The organism is Allobosea massiliensis (genome assembly GCF_042655245.1).
Classification (GTDB): Bacteria; Pseudomonadota; Alphaproteobacteria; order Rhizobiales; family Beijerinckiaceae; genus Allobosea; species Allobosea massiliensis.
In genome coordinates this window covers 20,296-35,033 of the sequence record NZ_JBHSLU010000035.1, presented here as the reverse complement: position 1 = coordinate 35,033, position 14,738 = coordinate 20,296, and the positions used below count along the sequence as shown (strand labels likewise).

The window sequence follows — 14,738 nt, the reverse complement described above, 5'->3', positions numbered from 1 at the left end:
GCCCAGGGGATAGCCGACCATGATGACCCGTTTAGCCGCCGCCCTCGTGCTGGCGCCCGGCTTCGCCGCCGCAGCCGAAATCGAGCTCCCCACCCGCATCGACCGGGTCACGGTCTATCCCGACGGAGCGGTGGTGACGCGGCTTGGCAAGGCCGAGCTGCTGCAGGGCGCCTCGCAGATCGTGCTGCGCGGCCTGCCGGCGACGATCGATCCCGCCTCGATCCGCGTCGAGGGCAAGGGCAGCGCGGGCTTCTCGGTCGGTGCCGTCGATGTCCGTCTGGCTCCCGGCGAGGCCCGGCCGGTTCTCGATGCGGTGATCGAGGGCAAGCTCAAGACATTGCGCGAGGAGAAGGAGACCCTCGCGGGTCAGATCGCCGCGATCGAGGCCAAGCGCGCCACGATCGAGCGTTTCGGCCAGACCGGACCCGACAAGCTCGGGCCCGACGGCAAGGCTCTGCCGGTGGCGGATTGGCCGGCCGTGTTCGAGGCGATCGGCACGGCGCTGGTCAAGGTGCATGAGGAATTGCGCGGCGTGCGGGCGCGCGCGGCCGAGGTCGAGGGCGAGATCGTGGCGCTGGAACGGGCGAAGCCGCAGCCGGGGCGGCCGGGCGCACCGAAGCGCGACGTCGCCATCGCGGTCGAGGCGCCCGGGCCGGTCGCGGCCGAGTTCACGGTCAGCTACCGCGTCGGCGGGGCGAGCTGGACCCCGCAATACGAAGCGCGGCTGGCGACGGCGGCTGCCGGCGGCAAGCCGGGTCTCGAACTGGTGCGCCGTGCTGAACTTCGCCAGCGCACGGGGGAGGATTGGAGCGAGGTCGCGCTGACGCTGTCGACGACGCGCTCGGCCGGTGGCACCCGGGTTCCGGAACTGACGCCGGTGCAGGTCATGTTCTTCGAACCGCCGGTGCTCTATGAGGCGCGCCCGACGGCACGCGCCGCCCAGGCCCCGATGGCGGCCGCCCGGGCCAAGGCGGAAGCGGACGCCCAGGCCGAGGCCTCGCAGCGCGCGGCGGCCGCGCCCGCACCCGTCGCGGCGGAGGCTCAGACCGCGACGGTCGAGGCGGGCGCCTATCAGGCGAGCTTCCAGGTGCCCGGCCGCGCGACCATTCCACAGGACGGCTCCTCAAAGACCGTGCTGCTGAGCCAGGCCAAGGCGGACCCGGCGCTGACGGCGCGGATCGTGCCGGAGCTGGAGGAGAGGGCCTATCTCGAGGCGAGCTTCGTGCATGAGGAGGCGGCGCCGCTGCTGCCGGGCCCCGTGGCCCTGCATCGCGACGGCACCTATATCGGGCGTGGCCGGATCGGGTTGGTGGCGCCGGGCGACAGGGTGGAGCTCGGCTTCGGCGCCGACGAAAAGCTCAAGGTCACGCGCGCGCCGGTGCGCCGCCGGGAGAACGAGCCGAACTGGCTGGGCCAGAGCCGGACCGATCTGCGCGAGTTCCGCACGGTGGTGAAGAGCCTGCACGCCCAGCCGGTGAAGGTGACGGTGACCGAGCGCATTCCCTATTCGGAGAACAGCGCGATCACGGTCGAGAGCCTGCCGGCGCAGACCACGCCGCCGACCGAAAAGCAGGTCGGTGACAAGCGCGGCGTCTCGGCCTGGACCTTCGACCTCGCGCCCGGCGCCGAGAAGGAGATCAGGGTCGCCTACCGGATCAAATGGCCGGGCGACCGCGAGGTCACCTATGCCCCGCAGCCGGGACCGGGGCCGCAGCCTCTGCCGCGGCCGCTGAACTGAGGGAGCGGGGAAGTTTGCTCACGAACCACGCGTCATCCTGGACCAGCCGCGCAGCGGCGCAGGCCGGGATCCATCATCGGGCTCTGCGCCGCCCTCGGATGGATCCCGGGACGACCTTCGGTCGCCCAGGATGACGGCCGAGTGTCGGAGGGACAAACGACCACCGCTCACACCGCCATCTCGAGCTCGCGCCCGCGGCCGAGCCGTGTCATCCAGTCGGTATAGCGCGGCTCGGTCTGGAGCTGCCGGCCGTAATGGCGGCGCAGCGCCTGCGTGAGGCGCCCGCCGCGGCCGAGCTGCGCGTCGGCGAAGCCGATCATCACCGAGTTCGGCCAGGCCTGCGGGCGCACGGTGCGCAGGCGCTCGAACAGCGCGTCCTCGCTCGCTTCCGGATCGTTCTGCGCCATCAGCATGAGCATCGCCGCGGTCGAGCGCGAGATGCCCATATGGCAGTGGACGAGGAGATGGCCCTCGACCCGCTCACCGACGCCCTCGCGCAGCCCTTCGCCGAAGCGCAGGATCTGGGCGACATGCTCCGGCTCGGGAGGGATCTTGCCGGGTGCGGGATCGATGATGTCGTGGAAGCGCAGCGTCACGCGGGTGTGCTCGCCAAAGGTCCCGAAAGCGTCGATCTCGGGCCAGTCGGGGTCCAGCACCGAAAGCACATGCGTGACCCGGCGCAGGCTGTGGGCGGGCAGTTCCTCGATGCCGCAGATGGTGAGTGTCGAGATGGCGAGCGATTGCATGGGGATGACCCGCTGGTTTGCGTGAGCCCGCCGCATAGGACCTGCCTCCGGGCCGCGCAACCGACGGGCTTGGAGGGGAGCCCTGCAGAGGGGGGCGCCGTCATTCCGGGGCTTCGCGAAAGCGAAGAGCCCGGAACCCATAACCTCTCGATCGGCAGGATGAGGTGGCCGCGTGGAGCCCGATTCGGAAGGACCTGCGGTTATGGGTTCCGGGCTCGCCGCTTCGCGGCGCCCCGGAATGACGCGTTGTGCCTTAGGCCGCCGCCGCCCGCTCCCCGATGCCCAGCTCCTCCTGCACGACATTGACCCAGTAGCGGATGCCGTCGGGGATGATGGCGTCGTTGAAGTCGTAGAGCGGGGTGTGCAGGCCCTTGAAGGAGCCGTCCGCCTCGACGCCGTTGCCGATGCGCATGAAGGCGCCCCGCTTGATCAGCATCATCTCGGCGAAATCCTCGCCGCCCGTGCCCGGCCGCATCTTCCCGTCGACATGGTCGGCGCCGACCGAAGCGGACGCCGCCGCGACCGCGACCGCGACCTGCTCGGCCTTGTTGATCAGCGGGCTGGTGCCGCGGTGATAGGTCGCTTCGGCCCTGCAGCCCCAGGCGAGCGCGGTGGCAGCGGCCAGTTCGCCGATGCGGCGCTCGACCGTGTCGCGGATCTCGGCGGAATAGGTCCGGGCCGTGCCGCCGAGCACCAACTCGGAGGGAATCACGTTGGACGCGTTGACGTCGCCGCCATGGATGTAGCCGACGCTGATCACGGCGGTGTCGAGCGGCGGCACGTTGCGGCCGACGATGCCCTGGAGACCCAGCACGAACTGCGCCTGGGCATAGGTGATGTCGGTCGAGCGATGCGGCTGCGAGCCGCCATGGCCGCCGACGCCGCGGAAGACGACCTCCCAGCTGTCGGCCGAGGCGAGGAAGGGGCCGACCGCCGTGCCGAAATGCGAGGCCGGCAGGCCGGGCGTGTTGTGGAGGCCATAGATCGCGTCGCAGGGAAAGCGGTCGAACAGCCCGTCCGCCAGCATGGCGTTGGCGCCGCCGCGGCCTTCCTCGGCCGGCTGGAAGATCAGGATGCAGGTGCCGGCGAAATCCGGATTCTCGGCGAGGTAGCGCGCGGCGCCGAGCAGCATGGTGGTGTGGCCGTCATGGCCGCAGGCGTGCATCTTGCCAGGGTGCTGCGAGGCGTAGGGCAGGCCGGTCTGCTCCTCCAGCGCCAGGCAGTCCATATCGGCGCGCAGCCCGACCGCACGCTGGCCGGCGCGCTTGCCGCGGATGACGCCGACAACGCCGGTCCCGCCGATTCCTTCCGTCACCTCGACACCCCATTCGCGCAGATTCTTCGCCACGAGGGCGGCGGTGCGCGTTTCCTCGAGCCCGAGTTCGGGATGGGCGTGGATGTCCTGGCGGATCGCCGTGAAAGCGGCGTGGTGCCGGTCGAGCCAGGCGTCGAGCGTGTTCGTCATCGGTGTCTTCATCCCCTTGGCGCGGGCCCGCATCGGTCCTGCGGGCGGCCGCCGGCTCATCTTCTACACCCGCCCGCCGCCGCCGGCCATGCGCGCCAACCTTGACCTCGGCGCGCTCTTGGCTCATGAGGGCGTGCAAGAACCTGCCTTCGAACCCCGGTCTTGCGCCGGGGTTTTTCATGTGCGGCGCTTGCCCGAAACGACACGCGCAAGACTCACTTAGGACAAGCAGGAACCCCTGAACCATGGCAAATGTGGTGGTGGTCGGCGCCCAATGGGGCGACGAGGGCAAGGGCAAGATCGTCGACTGGCTGTCGAGCCAGGCCGATGTCGTGGTGCGATTCCAGGGCGGGCATAATGCCGGCCACACGCTGGTGATCGACGGCGTCGTCTACAAGCTCTCACTGCTGCCGTCGGGCATCGTGCGGCCCGGCAAGCTCTCGGTCATCGGCAACGGCGTCGTGGTCGATCCCTGGCATCTGGTCGAGGAGATCGCGCGGCTGCAGGCGCAGGGCGTCGCGATTTCCCCCGAGAATCTCCGCGTCGCCGACAACGCCACGCTGATCCTGCCGCTGCATCGCGAGCTCGACCATTTCCGCGAGACCGCCAATGCCGGCCTCAAGATCGGCACGACCAAGCGTGGCATCGGCCCGGCCTATGAGGACAAGGTCGGCCGCCGCGCCATCCGCGTCATCGACCTGAAGGACCCCGCGATCCTGGAGGCCAAGATCGAGCGCATGCTCGCCCATCACAATGCGCTGCGCCGCGGCCTGGGCATCGACGAGGTCAACGGCGCCGAGCTGCTGACGCAGCTCAAGGAAATCGCGCCGAAGATCCTGCCCTTCGCGGATACGGTCTGGGCGCTGCTCGATTCGCAGCGCCGTGCGGGTAAGCGCATCCTGTTCGAGGGGGCGCAGGGCGCGCTGCTCGATGTCGACCACGGCACCTATCCCTTCGTGACCTCCTCCAACATCGTCGCCGGCCAGGCCGCGACCGGCTCGGGGCTCGGCCCCTCGGCGGTCGGCTATGTGCTGGGCATCGCCAAGGCCTATACGACCCGCGTCGGCGAAGGGCCGTTCCCGACCGAGCTGTTCGACGAGATCGGTGAGCTGATCGGCCAGAAGGGCAAGGAGTTCGGCGTCGTCACCGGGCGCAAGCGCCGTTGCGGCTGGTTCGATGCCTGCCTCGTGCGCCAGACGGTGAAGACCTCCGGCATCGACGGCATCGCGCTGACCAAGCTCGACATCCTCGACGGCTTCAAGGAGATCAAGGTCTGCACCGGCTACAGGCTCGACGGCGAGATCCTCGAGCATCTGCCGGCCGGCCAGAGCGACCAGGCCCGTGTCGAGCCGGTCTACGAGACGATTCAGGGATGGGAGGGCTCGACCGCTGGCGCCCGCTCCTGGGCCGATCTCCCGGCGCAGGCGATCAAATATGTCCGCCGCATCGAGGAGCTGATCGGCGCGAGCGTGTCCGTGCTGTCGACCAGCCCGGAACGCGACGACACGATCCTGGTCCACAACCCCTTCGAGGGCTGAAACCGGCTGCTCCGCCAAGGGTTGACGCAGGCCCGCAACAGCGACAAGTGAGGCCAATGGCCGACTTCTATCCCATCCTGGCTCGTGCCGTGGCCGGACTGTCCGACACGTCGCCGGCAGCGCGCCAGGCGATCTACGACCGTGCCAGGACCGCCCTCGTGGCGCAGCTGCGCAGCCTCGACCCGCCGCTGGGCGAGGCCGAGATCATGCGGGAGCGGCTGGCGCTCGACGAGGCCGTGGCGCGGATCGAGGCCGATTACGACGACACGCCGCCGCCGCCCAGCATCGATTCGCTGCAGCCGCCGCTGGAGACGGTGCCGGCCTTCGACGATCCGCCTCTGCCGGAGCCTGCCGCCCCGCCGCCGCGCCCGCCTGTGAACGCCGCCGCGCCGGAGGAGGACCGCTTCGGCGAGAGCCGCGACGATCCGGCCGAGTCGCAGCCGGCGCGGCCGCGTATCGCGCCGCCCCGCGAGAAGCGCGTCAAGCCCGGCCATCTGCGGACGGCGGTGGTGGCGGGGGGTGTCGCAGTTGCCGTCGCCGCCATCGCAGTGACGGCCTATTACGTCAACAAGGTGAACCCGCCCGAGACCGTCCAGCGTCCGCGCAGCGAGACGCCCGCGCCGGCGCCCCAGGCGGACTCCGCCGGCAAGATCAACGAGCGCGTCGGCGAGGCCGGTTCCCAGCCGCCCGCGACGCGGCCGTCGGCCAGTGGGGCCGCGCCCTCGCAGGAGATCACGGTGGCGCAGCGGGCGATCCTCTACACGGAGGATCCCAACAGCCCGCAGGCGCCGCGCGCCGTCAATGGCCGGGCTTTCTGGCGGCTCGACAGCGAGAGCGTCGGCCAGGGCCGGCCGGTCGAGACGATCGTGCGCGCAACGGTTGAGTTCACCGAGATCGGCCTGACGCTCGACTTCACCGTCCGCCGCAACACCGATTCGGCCTTCCCGGCCTCGCACATCATCGGGATGCGCTTCTCAAGCACCGGCAATCCCGCGACGGAGGCGGTGCGCGAGGTCGGCGTGCCGCAGTTCAAGGCGGAGGAGAGCGAGCGCGGTGCACCGCTCTCGGCCATCAACTCCGCGCTTGGCGAAAACCTTTTCGTGGCGGCGCTCTCCAATGTTCCGGTCGAGGTCGACCGCAACATCGAGCTGATGCTGACCCGCAGCTGGATCGACGTGCCGGTGCGTTTCGCCTCCGGCCGGCGCGGCATCATCACCTTCGAGAAGGGCGTGCCGGGCGGGCAGACGCTGGCCGACGCTTTCGGGCGCTGGCGGTAGGAACCCGTTCACGTCATCCCGGGCCGACCTTCGGTCGTCCCGGGATGACGGCTTTCCTCGGCGGCGTCGCTATCGGCTCCCGCCGTAACCGCTCAGCTCGCCCGCTCCGCCGCGAACCGCGCCGCCGCACGCAAGATATCCGCCTCCGGCCCGAAGCCGGAAAGGGCCGCCACGGCCGCCGCGCTGAGGGCGTCGCGTTCGCGCTTGGCGGCGTCGAGGCCGAGCGCCTGCACCAAAGTGCCCTTGCCCTTGTCCTGGTCCTTGGCGGTCGCCTTGCCGAGCTGCTCGGGGCTGGCCTCGACGTCGAGAATGTCGTCGGCGACCTGAAAGGCCGCGCCGAGCGCCCGGCCGTAGCTGTCCAGGGATGCGCGCTGCGCGGCCGAGGCGCCGCCGAGGATCGCGCCCATCGCGACGCTCGCCGCCAGCAGCGCACCGGTCTTCATCGCCTGCAGCCTGCGGATCTCGGCCTCCGAGAGAGCAGCCGGTTCGCCGCTGCCGAAGCGGCCCTCGGCGGCGAGATCCAGCATCTGGCCGCCGGCCATGCCGCCGAGCCCCGCCGCGCGGGACAGCGCCAGCACCAGCGCGGCCCGGATCTCGCCGGAGGGGTGGGTTGCGGGGTCGGCCAGCACCTCGAAGGCATAGGTCAGCAGCGTGTCGCCGGCGAGGATCGCGCTGGCCTGGTCATAGGCTCTGTGGACGGTCGGGCGGCCGCGGCGCGTGTCGTCGTCATCCATGGCCGGCAGGTCGTCATGGACGAGCGAATAGCAGTGGACCAGCTCCACTGCCGCACCGGCCCGCAGGGCGTCCGCGGGCGCGACGCCGAAGAGGCGGGCGGTCTCGACCGTCAGGAAGGGCCGCAGGCGCTTGCCGCCGCCGAGCGCGCCATGGCGCATGGCGGCGAGCAGCCGGGCGGGGCGGGCGATCTCGCCCTTGCGCGGGCTCTCGGCCAGCAGCCCGGCGAGCAGGGTCTCGATCGCGTCGGCGGTCCAGCCCAGCCGGGCGGCGAGCCCGTCGGCGGCCTCGGGAGCGCGGGTGGGGGCGGAACTCATGCGCGGGCCTCGCGTTCGCAGACCGGCGGGGCTTGCCGGAGAGCGGCCGAACCGTCAAGCCGGAGGCCGGCGCGGAGGCGTGAGGGGGATGACGGCAATGGCGGGTGACGGAGCGGCGAGGCGGCGAAGTCCTGTGCTGCGCCTGCTGCGGACCCTCTGGCTCGCTTTGCTGGCGCTGCCGGTCCTGCTGCTGGTCGCGATCCTGCTCTATGCCTTCGTGCCCGTGCCCTCGACGATGATGCTCGGGCGCTGGCTGACGCTGCAGCCGGTCGAGCGTCAATGGGTGCCGCTCACGGACATCTCTCCCAATCTGATCCGGGCCGTCATCGCGGCCGAGGACCAGCGCTATTGCAGCCATCGCGGCGTCGACTGGGTCGAGCTCAATGCGGTGATGGAGGACGAGGACGGGCCCTCGCGCGGTGCCTCGACCCTGACGATGCAGACGGCCAAGAACGTCTTCCTCTGGCCGGGCCGCTCCTATGTCCGCAAGGCGCTCGAGATTCCGCTGGCGATGGCGATCGACTTCGCCTGGGGCAAGCCGCGGGTCGTGGAGGTCTATCTCAACGTCGCCGAATGGGGCGAGGGCGTGTTCGGGGCCGAGGCCGCCGCCCAGCGCCATTTCGGCAAGCCGGCCGCGAAGCTGACGCCGGCCGAGGCGGCGCGTCTGGCCGGCGCGCTGCCCAACCCGCTGCTGCGCGACCCGGCGAAGCCGAGCCGGGCCCTGCTCTCGGCCAGCGCGCGGGTACAGCGCCGGGTCGGGCAGCTCGGCCCGCTGGGGGATTGCGCCGTTCCGGCCTGACCTGCCGGTCGGATTGCGAAAAGCCGGATTCGGCACTAGCCAGCGCGGCCGTCAGCGTGTATGGGCAACGCCTCACGAGATTGATCCGTCGTCGTGGCGGTGGCGTGGCCTGCGGGCAGCGCTTCCGGGCGGCGGCACGATGGAGAGTATCATGGCCGTTCCGAAGAGAAAGACGTCGCCGTCGAAGCGGGGCATGCGCCGCTCGGCCGACGCGCTGAAGCAGCCCACCTATATCGAAGACAAGAACTCCGGCGAGCTGCGCCGCCCGCACCACATCGACCTCAAGTCGGGCATGTATCGCGGCCGCCAGGTCCTCAAGGCCAAGACCGAGGCCTGAGCGTCTCGCAACGTTGTTCGAAAGGGGCCGGCCTCTGCGCCGGCCCTTTTTCTTTGTCTGCGACAGAACCCGGATGGCCATCGCCGCGACAACGACGCGACGTCATGCGTGGAGGTCGCGATGGTCTTCAATCCTCAGCTCAACGCCCGCATCGTCGCCTGGCTGCGCCAGCGGCCGCTTGGCGTCCGCCATGGCAACGGCGAATGCTGGACCCTCGCGGAGGACGCGCTGTTGGCCCAGCGCGCACGCACCTCTCGCCAGCTGACCCGGCGCTTTTCGGCCCGTGCCGACTATGTCTGGGGCGAAGAGGTGCGGTCGGCGACCGAGATCGCGGCCGGCGACATCATCCAGATGCGCGGCTACAGCGTGCGCAGCACCGTGACCACGCGCGACCTGCTGTCCGGCCCGGCCGGGCGCGTCGGCATGCCATGGGTGATGAGCCGGCCCCATCACACGGCCATCGTGCTCGGCATCGTGATACCGGGGCGGCTGGTCGAGGTGATCGAGCAGAACGTGCCGATGCCCGGGTCGACACGGGCGGACCGGCTCGTCCAGATCAATCGGTTCGCGCTCGTCTCCTGCGAAACTCCGCCCGAGCGCCGCTTCTCGGACGCCGGCGATCCCGAGACGGTCAGCACGCGTTACGAGGTGCTGGGCGGACGCGTCTGGGTCTACCATCCCCAGGCCTGAGACGCAGGCGCTTCAGGGACGGCGCCCGGTGGCGGAGAGAAGGCGCGCCGTCCGGCGGTAGAGCCCCGTCGCGACCTGCGGCGTCTCGCAGCCCCTGCGGGCGAAGGGGCCAATCTCGGCCTGGCTGGCCGCGAGCTGCAGCAGCAGCATGGCCGAGCCCGCCGCCACGCGTCCGTCAGCCTGCTCCCGATGCCCCGATTCGGCCATGTGCCACTCCGATACGCAGTCGCTGCGCCCGGAGGGAAAGTTGCAAGGGGCCGGCCAGGCTTAACGGGGTGTTAAGAACACTTACTGCATCGTTTCCGGACATCTCCCGCCCGCGAACCGTCCAGCGCTCGTCGGGCGTCCCGTCCTCCCGAGGCTGCTTCACCGATGCCGGTGCCGTCGATCTTCAGTGCGCGTGACGAGGCCCGCGTCGACCCGCGCAACCTGCTCTCGTCGATCGGTGAAGTCGTCTACAGCTGGGACATCCAGAGCGACGCGCTGCAATGGGGCCCGAACGCCGCCGATGTGCTCGGCCCGATTCCCGCCGCCGCCATGTCCCGCGGCCTCGGCTTCGCCGGGCTGGTCGAGCCGGGGAGCGGCCGCAGCCGCTATGACGCCGTCTTCTCCTCCGGCGGGCAGGATCAGGGCGAGGGCGTCATCTACAGGACGCGCTATGCGGCCGAACTGGCCGGCCGTCGCATGTGGGTCGAGGATGCCGGGCGCTGGTTCGCCGGCACCGACGGGCGGCCCGCCTGCGCCCGCGGCATGCTGCGGCTCGAGCGCCAGGTTCGCCCCGACGAGCTGCTCGGCCAGACCGGCGAGCTGGGCGACCGTTCGGCCCTGCTCGACCGGCTGTCCTCGGCGCTCTCGGAGCATCTGCCTGCGGAGCGCAATGTCGTCGTCCTGATCGCGGCGATCGACGAGCTGGCGCGGCTCAACGACGATTTCGGCCATGAGGCTACCGACGAGATCATCGGCGTGGTTCAGGAGCGGCTGCGTTCGGTGACGCGGCGGCGCGACCATCTCGTGCGCTATTCCGGCAACCGCTTCGCGATCCTGCTGACCGGCTGCCCGCAGAACCAGGTCGAGGCCGCGGCGCGGCGTTTCAGCAAGGCCGTGGCGCAGTCCGCGATCGAGACCGCGCGCGGAATCGCGCTGGTGCGGCTGCGCGTCGGCGCCGCGATCGCGCCGGATCTCTCCAACCATGCCGGGACGCTGCTCTCTGCTGCCGAGAACGCGCTCTCCGGCGCCAAGGCCGGCGCCTCCGACGCGGTCGTGATCGCGCGGCGGCAGGAAAGCCGCGTGCGCAGCGACCAGGATTCGGGCTTCGACGTCAGCGCGCTGGCGGCCCTGAACGAGCGCCGCATCGAGCTCGCACTGCAGCCGATCGTGCGCGCGACGACGCGCGAAATCGCCTTCCACGAGGCGCTGCTGCGCGTCTCCTTCGGGCGCGAGGGGGCCTTCTTCGCCACGGCCGAGCTGATCCCGATGCTGGAGCGGCGCGGCCTGGTGCGGCTTTTCGACCATCGCGTGCTCGAACTCGCCGCCGCGCTGCTGGCGGAGGATCCGAAACTCTCGCTCTCGGTCAACGTCTCGCCGCGGTCGCTTTCCGACCCGGAATGGATGGACGCCTTTCTTGCCTGCACCAGCAGCGGACGGGGGCTGGCCGAGCGGCTGATCGTCGAGATCACGGAAACCGCGACGATCGAGAACCCGACGCGGATCGCCCGGCTGCTCGGCAAGATCAAGGAGCGCGGCGCCCGCGTGGCGATCGACGATTTCGGCGCGGGCCACACATCGCTGCGGCATCTGCGCGCCTTCCCGATCGACGTGCTCAAGATCGACGGCACCTTCACCCAGAATCTGCGTCGCTCGACCGACGACCGCTTCTATGTCCGCACGCTGATCGACCTCGCGCGCCATCTCGGCGTCGACACGGTGGCGGAATGGGTCGACGACGAGACGCAGGCGCGGATGCTCGCCGACTGGGGCGTCACCTATCTGCAGGGGCATCTGGTCGGAAAGGCGGAGCTGCGCCGCCCTGCGCCGGGGCAGGGCCGGCGCGCGGCGAGCTGAGCGCGGCCGAACTGCGCCTCGCTCAGCCCTTGCGCCTCACTTCGTCCTGGCGAGCTTGTCGAGCCGGTCGCGCATCTCGCTCAGCTCGCGCTTGAGATCGCCGAGATCGTCGCCCTTGGCGGGCGAGGCAGCAGAAGCGTCCTCCTGCGCCTTGCCGGCGGCAGCCGCGGTGAAGGGGTTGAACATCCGGAAGGCCTCGGTGAACATCGCCATGTTGGCGCGGGTCTGGGCCTGCAGCGCGTCCATGGCGCCGCCGCCGAAGGCACCGCCGGAGAAGGCCTTGGCCATCTGCTCGCGGAACTGGTTCTGCTCCTTGGTCAGATGATCCATCGAGAATTCGAGATAGCGCGGCACCAGCGCCTGCATGCTGTCGCCGTAGAAGCGGATCAGCTGGCGCAGAAAGGCGATCGGCAGCAGGTTCTGCCCGTCCTTGGATTCCTCGTCGAAGATGATCTGCGCCAGGACGGAGCGGGTGATGTCCTCGCCTGACTTCGCGTCATAGACGACGAAATCCTCGCCGTTGCGGACCAGCCCCGCGAGATCTTCCAGCGTGACGTAGGAACTCGTGCCCGTGTGATAGAGGCGGCGGTTGGCGTATTTCTTGATGACGGTCGGTTCTTTGTCGCTGGCCATCAGAATCCTGCACGTTGGTCCGTAGCCTTCCGCACAGATCGCGCGGCGGCCGGACTGACGGTCTTCCGGCGGCGATGGTAGCCGCTGCCGCGCCCGTCGCAAGTTTTTTGAGCGCCGGCCCGCAAATGCCGATCACAGCATGGGCTATGCGGCATGTCTTTGCGCCATCTCAAGGATCGGCTGCCGCAAGTTTCGGCGCGGCCCTCTCTTTCGGCTGACTTGACGGCGGCGCGGCGGGCTTCGAAGGTGCCTGCCGAACAGGCGTCCGGCCGGGCCGGACGTCGCGACAACAGTGAGGATTTCCCCATGGCCGATACGGACATCGTGATCGTCAGCGCGGCGCGCACCGCGGTGGGCGCCTTCAACGGCGCCTTCGCCAACACGCCGGCCCATGAGCTCGGCGCGGCCGCCATCAAGGAGGCGCTGGCGCGCGCCAAGGTCGATCCGGCCGATGTGGACGAGGTCATCATGGGCCAGATCCTGACCGCCGGGCAGGGCCAGAACCCGGCCCGCCAGGCCGCCATGGCCGCCGGCATTCCGCAGCAGAAGACCGCCTGGGGCCTGAACCAGCTCTGCGGCTCGGGCCTGCGCACGGTCGCGATCGGCCTGCAGCAGATCGCCAATGGCGATGCCGACATCATCGTCGCCGGCGGGCAGGAATCGATGTCCATGGCCCAGCATGCCGCGCATCTTCGCTCCGGCACCAAGATGGGCGACCTAAAATTCACCGACACGATGATCAAGGACGGGCTCTGGGACGCCTTCCACGGCTACCACATGGGCACGACCGCGGAGAACGTCGCGACCAAGTGGCAGATCACCCGCGAGGAGCAGGACGCCTTCGCCGTCGCCTCGCAGAACAAGGCCGAGGCCGCGCAGAAGGCCGGCAAGTTCAAGGACGAGATCGTTCCCTTCACCGTCTCGACCCGCAAGGGCGACATCGTCGTCGATACCGATGAATATCCCCGCCACGGCGCGACCCTGGAGGCGATGGCGAAGCTCAAACCCGCCTTCTCGAAGGACGGCACCGTCACCGCCGGCAACGCGTCCGGCATCAATGACGGCGCGGCCGCGCTGGTGATCATGTCGGCGAAGGAAGCCGCCAAGCGCGGCCTGAAGCCGCTGGCGCGCATCGCCTCCTGGGCGACGGCGGGCGTCGATCCGGCGATCATGGGCTCGGGCCCGATTCCGGCGACGCGCAAGGCGCTGGAGAAGGCCGGTTGGTCGGTCTCCGATCTCGATCTCGTCGAGGCCAACGAGGCCTTCGCGGCGCAGGCGCTGGCGGTCAACAAGGACCTCGGCTGGAACCCCGAGATCGTCAACGTCAATGGCGGCGCGATCGCGATCGGCCACCCGATCGGCGCCTCGGGTGCGCGCGTGCTCGTGACGCTGCTGCACGAAATGGCGCGTCGCGACGCCAAGAAGGGCCTCGCCACGCTCTGCATCGGCGGCGGCATGGGTGTGGCCATGGCGCTGGAGCGCTGAGGGCGGCATGGCGCGCCAGACGACGCTCTACCGCTACCTGACCGGGCCCGACGACGCCTCCTTCTGTCACCGGGTCTCGGAGGCGCTGAGCCGGGGCTGGGTGCTTTACGGGCATCCGACCCTGACTTTTGACGCCGCGCAAGGCCGGGTCGTCTGCGGCCAGGCCATCATCAAGGACGTCGACGGGCCGTATAGGCCCGATCTGAAGCTGTCGGAACAATAGCGCGGCGCCCACGCCGCCATGAGGAGGGACGAAGCATGACGAAGGTGGCACTTGTCACGGGGGGAACGCGCGGCATCGGCGCGGCGATCAGCCGGGCCCTGCAGGAGGCCGGCCACAAGGTCGCCGCCAGCTATGCCGGCAATGACGAGGCGGCCGCCAAGTTCCAGGCCGAGACGGGCATCCCGGTGTTCAAATGGGATGTCGGCGACTACGACGCCTGCGCGGCGGGCATCGCCAAGGTCGAGGCCGACATCGGGCCGATCGACATCCTGGTGAACAATGCCGGCATCACCCGCGACGGCTTTTTCCACAAGATGACGAAAGAGCAATGGTCGGATGTGATCCGCACCAATCTCGATTCGCTGTTCAACATGACCCGGCCCGTGATCGAGGGGATGCGCGCCCGCAGTTTCGGCCGCATCATCGTGATCTCCTCGATCAACGGCCAGAAGGGCCAGATGGGGCAGGTCAACTACTCCGCCGCCAAGGCTGGCGACATCGGCTTCGTCAAGGCGCTGGCGCAGGAGAACGCCAACAAGGGCATCACCGTCAACGCGATCACGCCGGGCTATATCGGCACGGACATGGTCGCGGCGATGCCGGAAGCCGCCCTTCAGCGGGTGATCGCCGGCATCCCGGTCGGCCGTCTCGGCAAGCCCGAGGAGATCGCCGCGATGGTCGTCTTCCTCGCCTCCGA

Annotated in this window: 15 protein-coding genes; 10 read left to right on the top strand and 5 right to left on the bottom strand. The window is 70.0% G+C overall.

Annotation, left to right across the window (positions count from 1 at the left end; translation table 11 throughout):
• The first annotated feature begins 19 nt into the window (after positions 1 to 19).
• Complete coding sequence (locus tag ACFPN9_RS12715) at positions 20 to 1,738, top strand: mucoidy inhibitor MuiA family protein (RefSeq protein ID WP_066719033.1); 1,719 nt, start codon at positions 20 to 22, stop codon at positions 1,736 to 1,738.
• A gap of 167 nt (positions 1,739 to 1,905) precedes the next feature.
• Here the strand turns inward: ACFPN9_RS12715 and ACFPN9_RS12710 are convergent, their stop codons facing one another.
• Positions 1,906 to 2,484 (bottom strand): tyrosine phosphatase family protein, encoded by a 579-nt coding sequence (locus ACFPN9_RS12710; protein ID WP_067253429.1) that lies wholly within the window; start codon positions 2,482 to 2,484, stop codon positions 1,906 to 1,908.
• Positions 2,485 to 2,737: 253 nt separating this feature from the next.
• A complete protein-coding gene (locus ACFPN9_RS12705; RefSeq protein ID WP_377817145.1) occupies positions 2,738 to 3,949 on the bottom strand; it encodes an amidohydrolase in 1,212 nt (403 codons plus the stop codon).
• Positions 3,950 to 4,194: 245 nt separating this feature from the next.
• On the opposite strand from ACFPN9_RS12705, the gene ACFPN9_RS12700 reads away from it, so the two are divergent.
• Positions 4,195 to 5,487, top strand: coding sequence for an adenylosuccinate synthase (locus ACFPN9_RS12700; protein ID WP_066717099.1), 1,293 nt, complete (start codon positions 4,195 to 4,197; stop codon positions 5,485 to 5,487).
• Between the two features lie 56 nt (positions 5,488 to 5,543).
• A complete protein-coding gene (locus ACFPN9_RS12695) occupies positions 5,544 to 6,764 on the top strand; it encodes a hypothetical protein (RefSeq protein WP_066717101.1) in 1,221 nt (406 codons plus the stop codon).
• 92 nt (positions 6,765 to 6,856) lie between these two features.
• Here ACFPN9_RS12695 and ACFPN9_RS12690 read toward each other — a convergent pair whose 3' ends face one another.
• The gene (locus ACFPN9_RS12690; protein WP_066717103.1) at positions 6,857 to 7,813 is read right to left on the bottom strand and encodes a polyprenyl synthetase family protein; all 957 of its coding nucleotides are present in this window, start codon (positions 7,811 to 7,813) and stop codon (positions 6,857 to 6,859) included.
• 97 nt (positions 7,814 to 7,910) lie between these two features.
• On the opposite strand from ACFPN9_RS12690, the gene mtgA reads away from it, so the two are divergent.
• The 3 genes from mtgA (at position 7,911) to ACFPN9_RS12675 (ending at position 9,639) form a co-directional block, all read left to right on the top strand.
• Positions 7,911 to 8,612 (top strand): monofunctional biosynthetic peptidoglycan transglycosylase, encoded by a 702-nt coding sequence (gene mtgA / locus ACFPN9_RS12685; RefSeq protein WP_082734993.1) that lies wholly within the window; start codon positions 7,911 to 7,913, stop codon positions 8,610 to 8,612.
• Between the two features lie 151 nt (positions 8,613 to 8,763).
• On the top strand, positions 8,764 to 8,949 hold the full coding sequence (gene rpmF / locus ACFPN9_RS12680) for a 50S ribosomal protein L32 (protein WP_057189713.1): 186 nt from the start codon (positions 8,764 to 8,766) through the stop codon (positions 8,947 to 8,949).
• 120 nt (positions 8,950 to 9,069) lie between these two features.
• Positions 9,070 to 9,639 (top strand): hypothetical protein, encoded by a 570-nt coding sequence (locus ACFPN9_RS12675; RefSeq protein ID WP_066717106.1) that lies wholly within the window; start codon positions 9,070 to 9,072, stop codon positions 9,637 to 9,639.
• A 12-nt stretch (positions 9,640 to 9,651) separates the two neighbouring features.
• Here the strand turns inward: ACFPN9_RS12675 and ACFPN9_RS12670 are convergent, their stop codons facing one another.
• Positions 9,652 to 9,846: a hypothetical protein gene (locus ACFPN9_RS12670; protein ID WP_066717108.1), complete on the bottom strand. Its 195-nt coding sequence runs from the start codon at positions 9,844 to 9,846 to the stop codon at positions 9,652 to 9,654.
• Positions 9,847 to 10,011: 165 nt separating this feature from the next.
• Here ACFPN9_RS12670 and ACFPN9_RS12665 point away from each other — a divergent pair, with 165 nt between their 5' ends.
• Positions 10,012 to 11,700, top strand: a complete 1,689-nt coding sequence (locus tag ACFPN9_RS12665) for a bifunctional diguanylate cyclase/phosphodiesterase (protein WP_066717111.1) — start codon at positions 10,012 to 10,014, stop codon at positions 11,698 to 11,700.
• A 36-nt stretch (positions 11,701 to 11,736) separates the two neighbouring features.
• On the opposite strand, the gene phaR is transcribed toward ACFPN9_RS12665, so the two are convergent.
• Positions 11,737 to 12,333, bottom strand: a complete 597-nt coding sequence (gene phaR, locus ACFPN9_RS12660; protein WP_066717114.1) for a polyhydroxyalkanoate synthesis repressor PhaR — start codon at positions 12,331 to 12,333, stop codon at positions 11,737 to 11,739.
• Positions 12,334 to 12,639: 306 nt separating this feature from the next.
• Between phaR and ACFPN9_RS12655 the strand changes: the two genes are divergently transcribed.
• The 3 genes from ACFPN9_RS12655 to phbB form a co-directional block, all read left to right on the top strand.
• Entirely contained in the window at positions 12,640 to 13,818 is a 1,179-nt protein-coding gene (locus tag ACFPN9_RS12655; protein ID WP_066717117.1) for an acetyl-CoA C-acetyltransferase, read from the top strand.
• A 7-nt stretch (positions 13,819 to 13,825) separates the two neighbouring features.
• The gene (locus tag ACFPN9_RS12650; RefSeq protein ID WP_066717120.1) at positions 13,826 to 14,041 is read left to right on the top strand and encodes a DUF1737 domain-containing protein; all 216 of its coding nucleotides are present in this window, start codon (positions 13,826 to 13,828) and stop codon (positions 14,039 to 14,041) included.
• 35 nt (positions 14,042 to 14,076) lie between these two features.
• The coding region (gene phbB, locus ACFPN9_RS12645; protein ID WP_377817144.1) for an acetoacetyl-CoA reductase at positions 14,077 to 14,738 on the top strand (662 nt) is incomplete at its 3' end.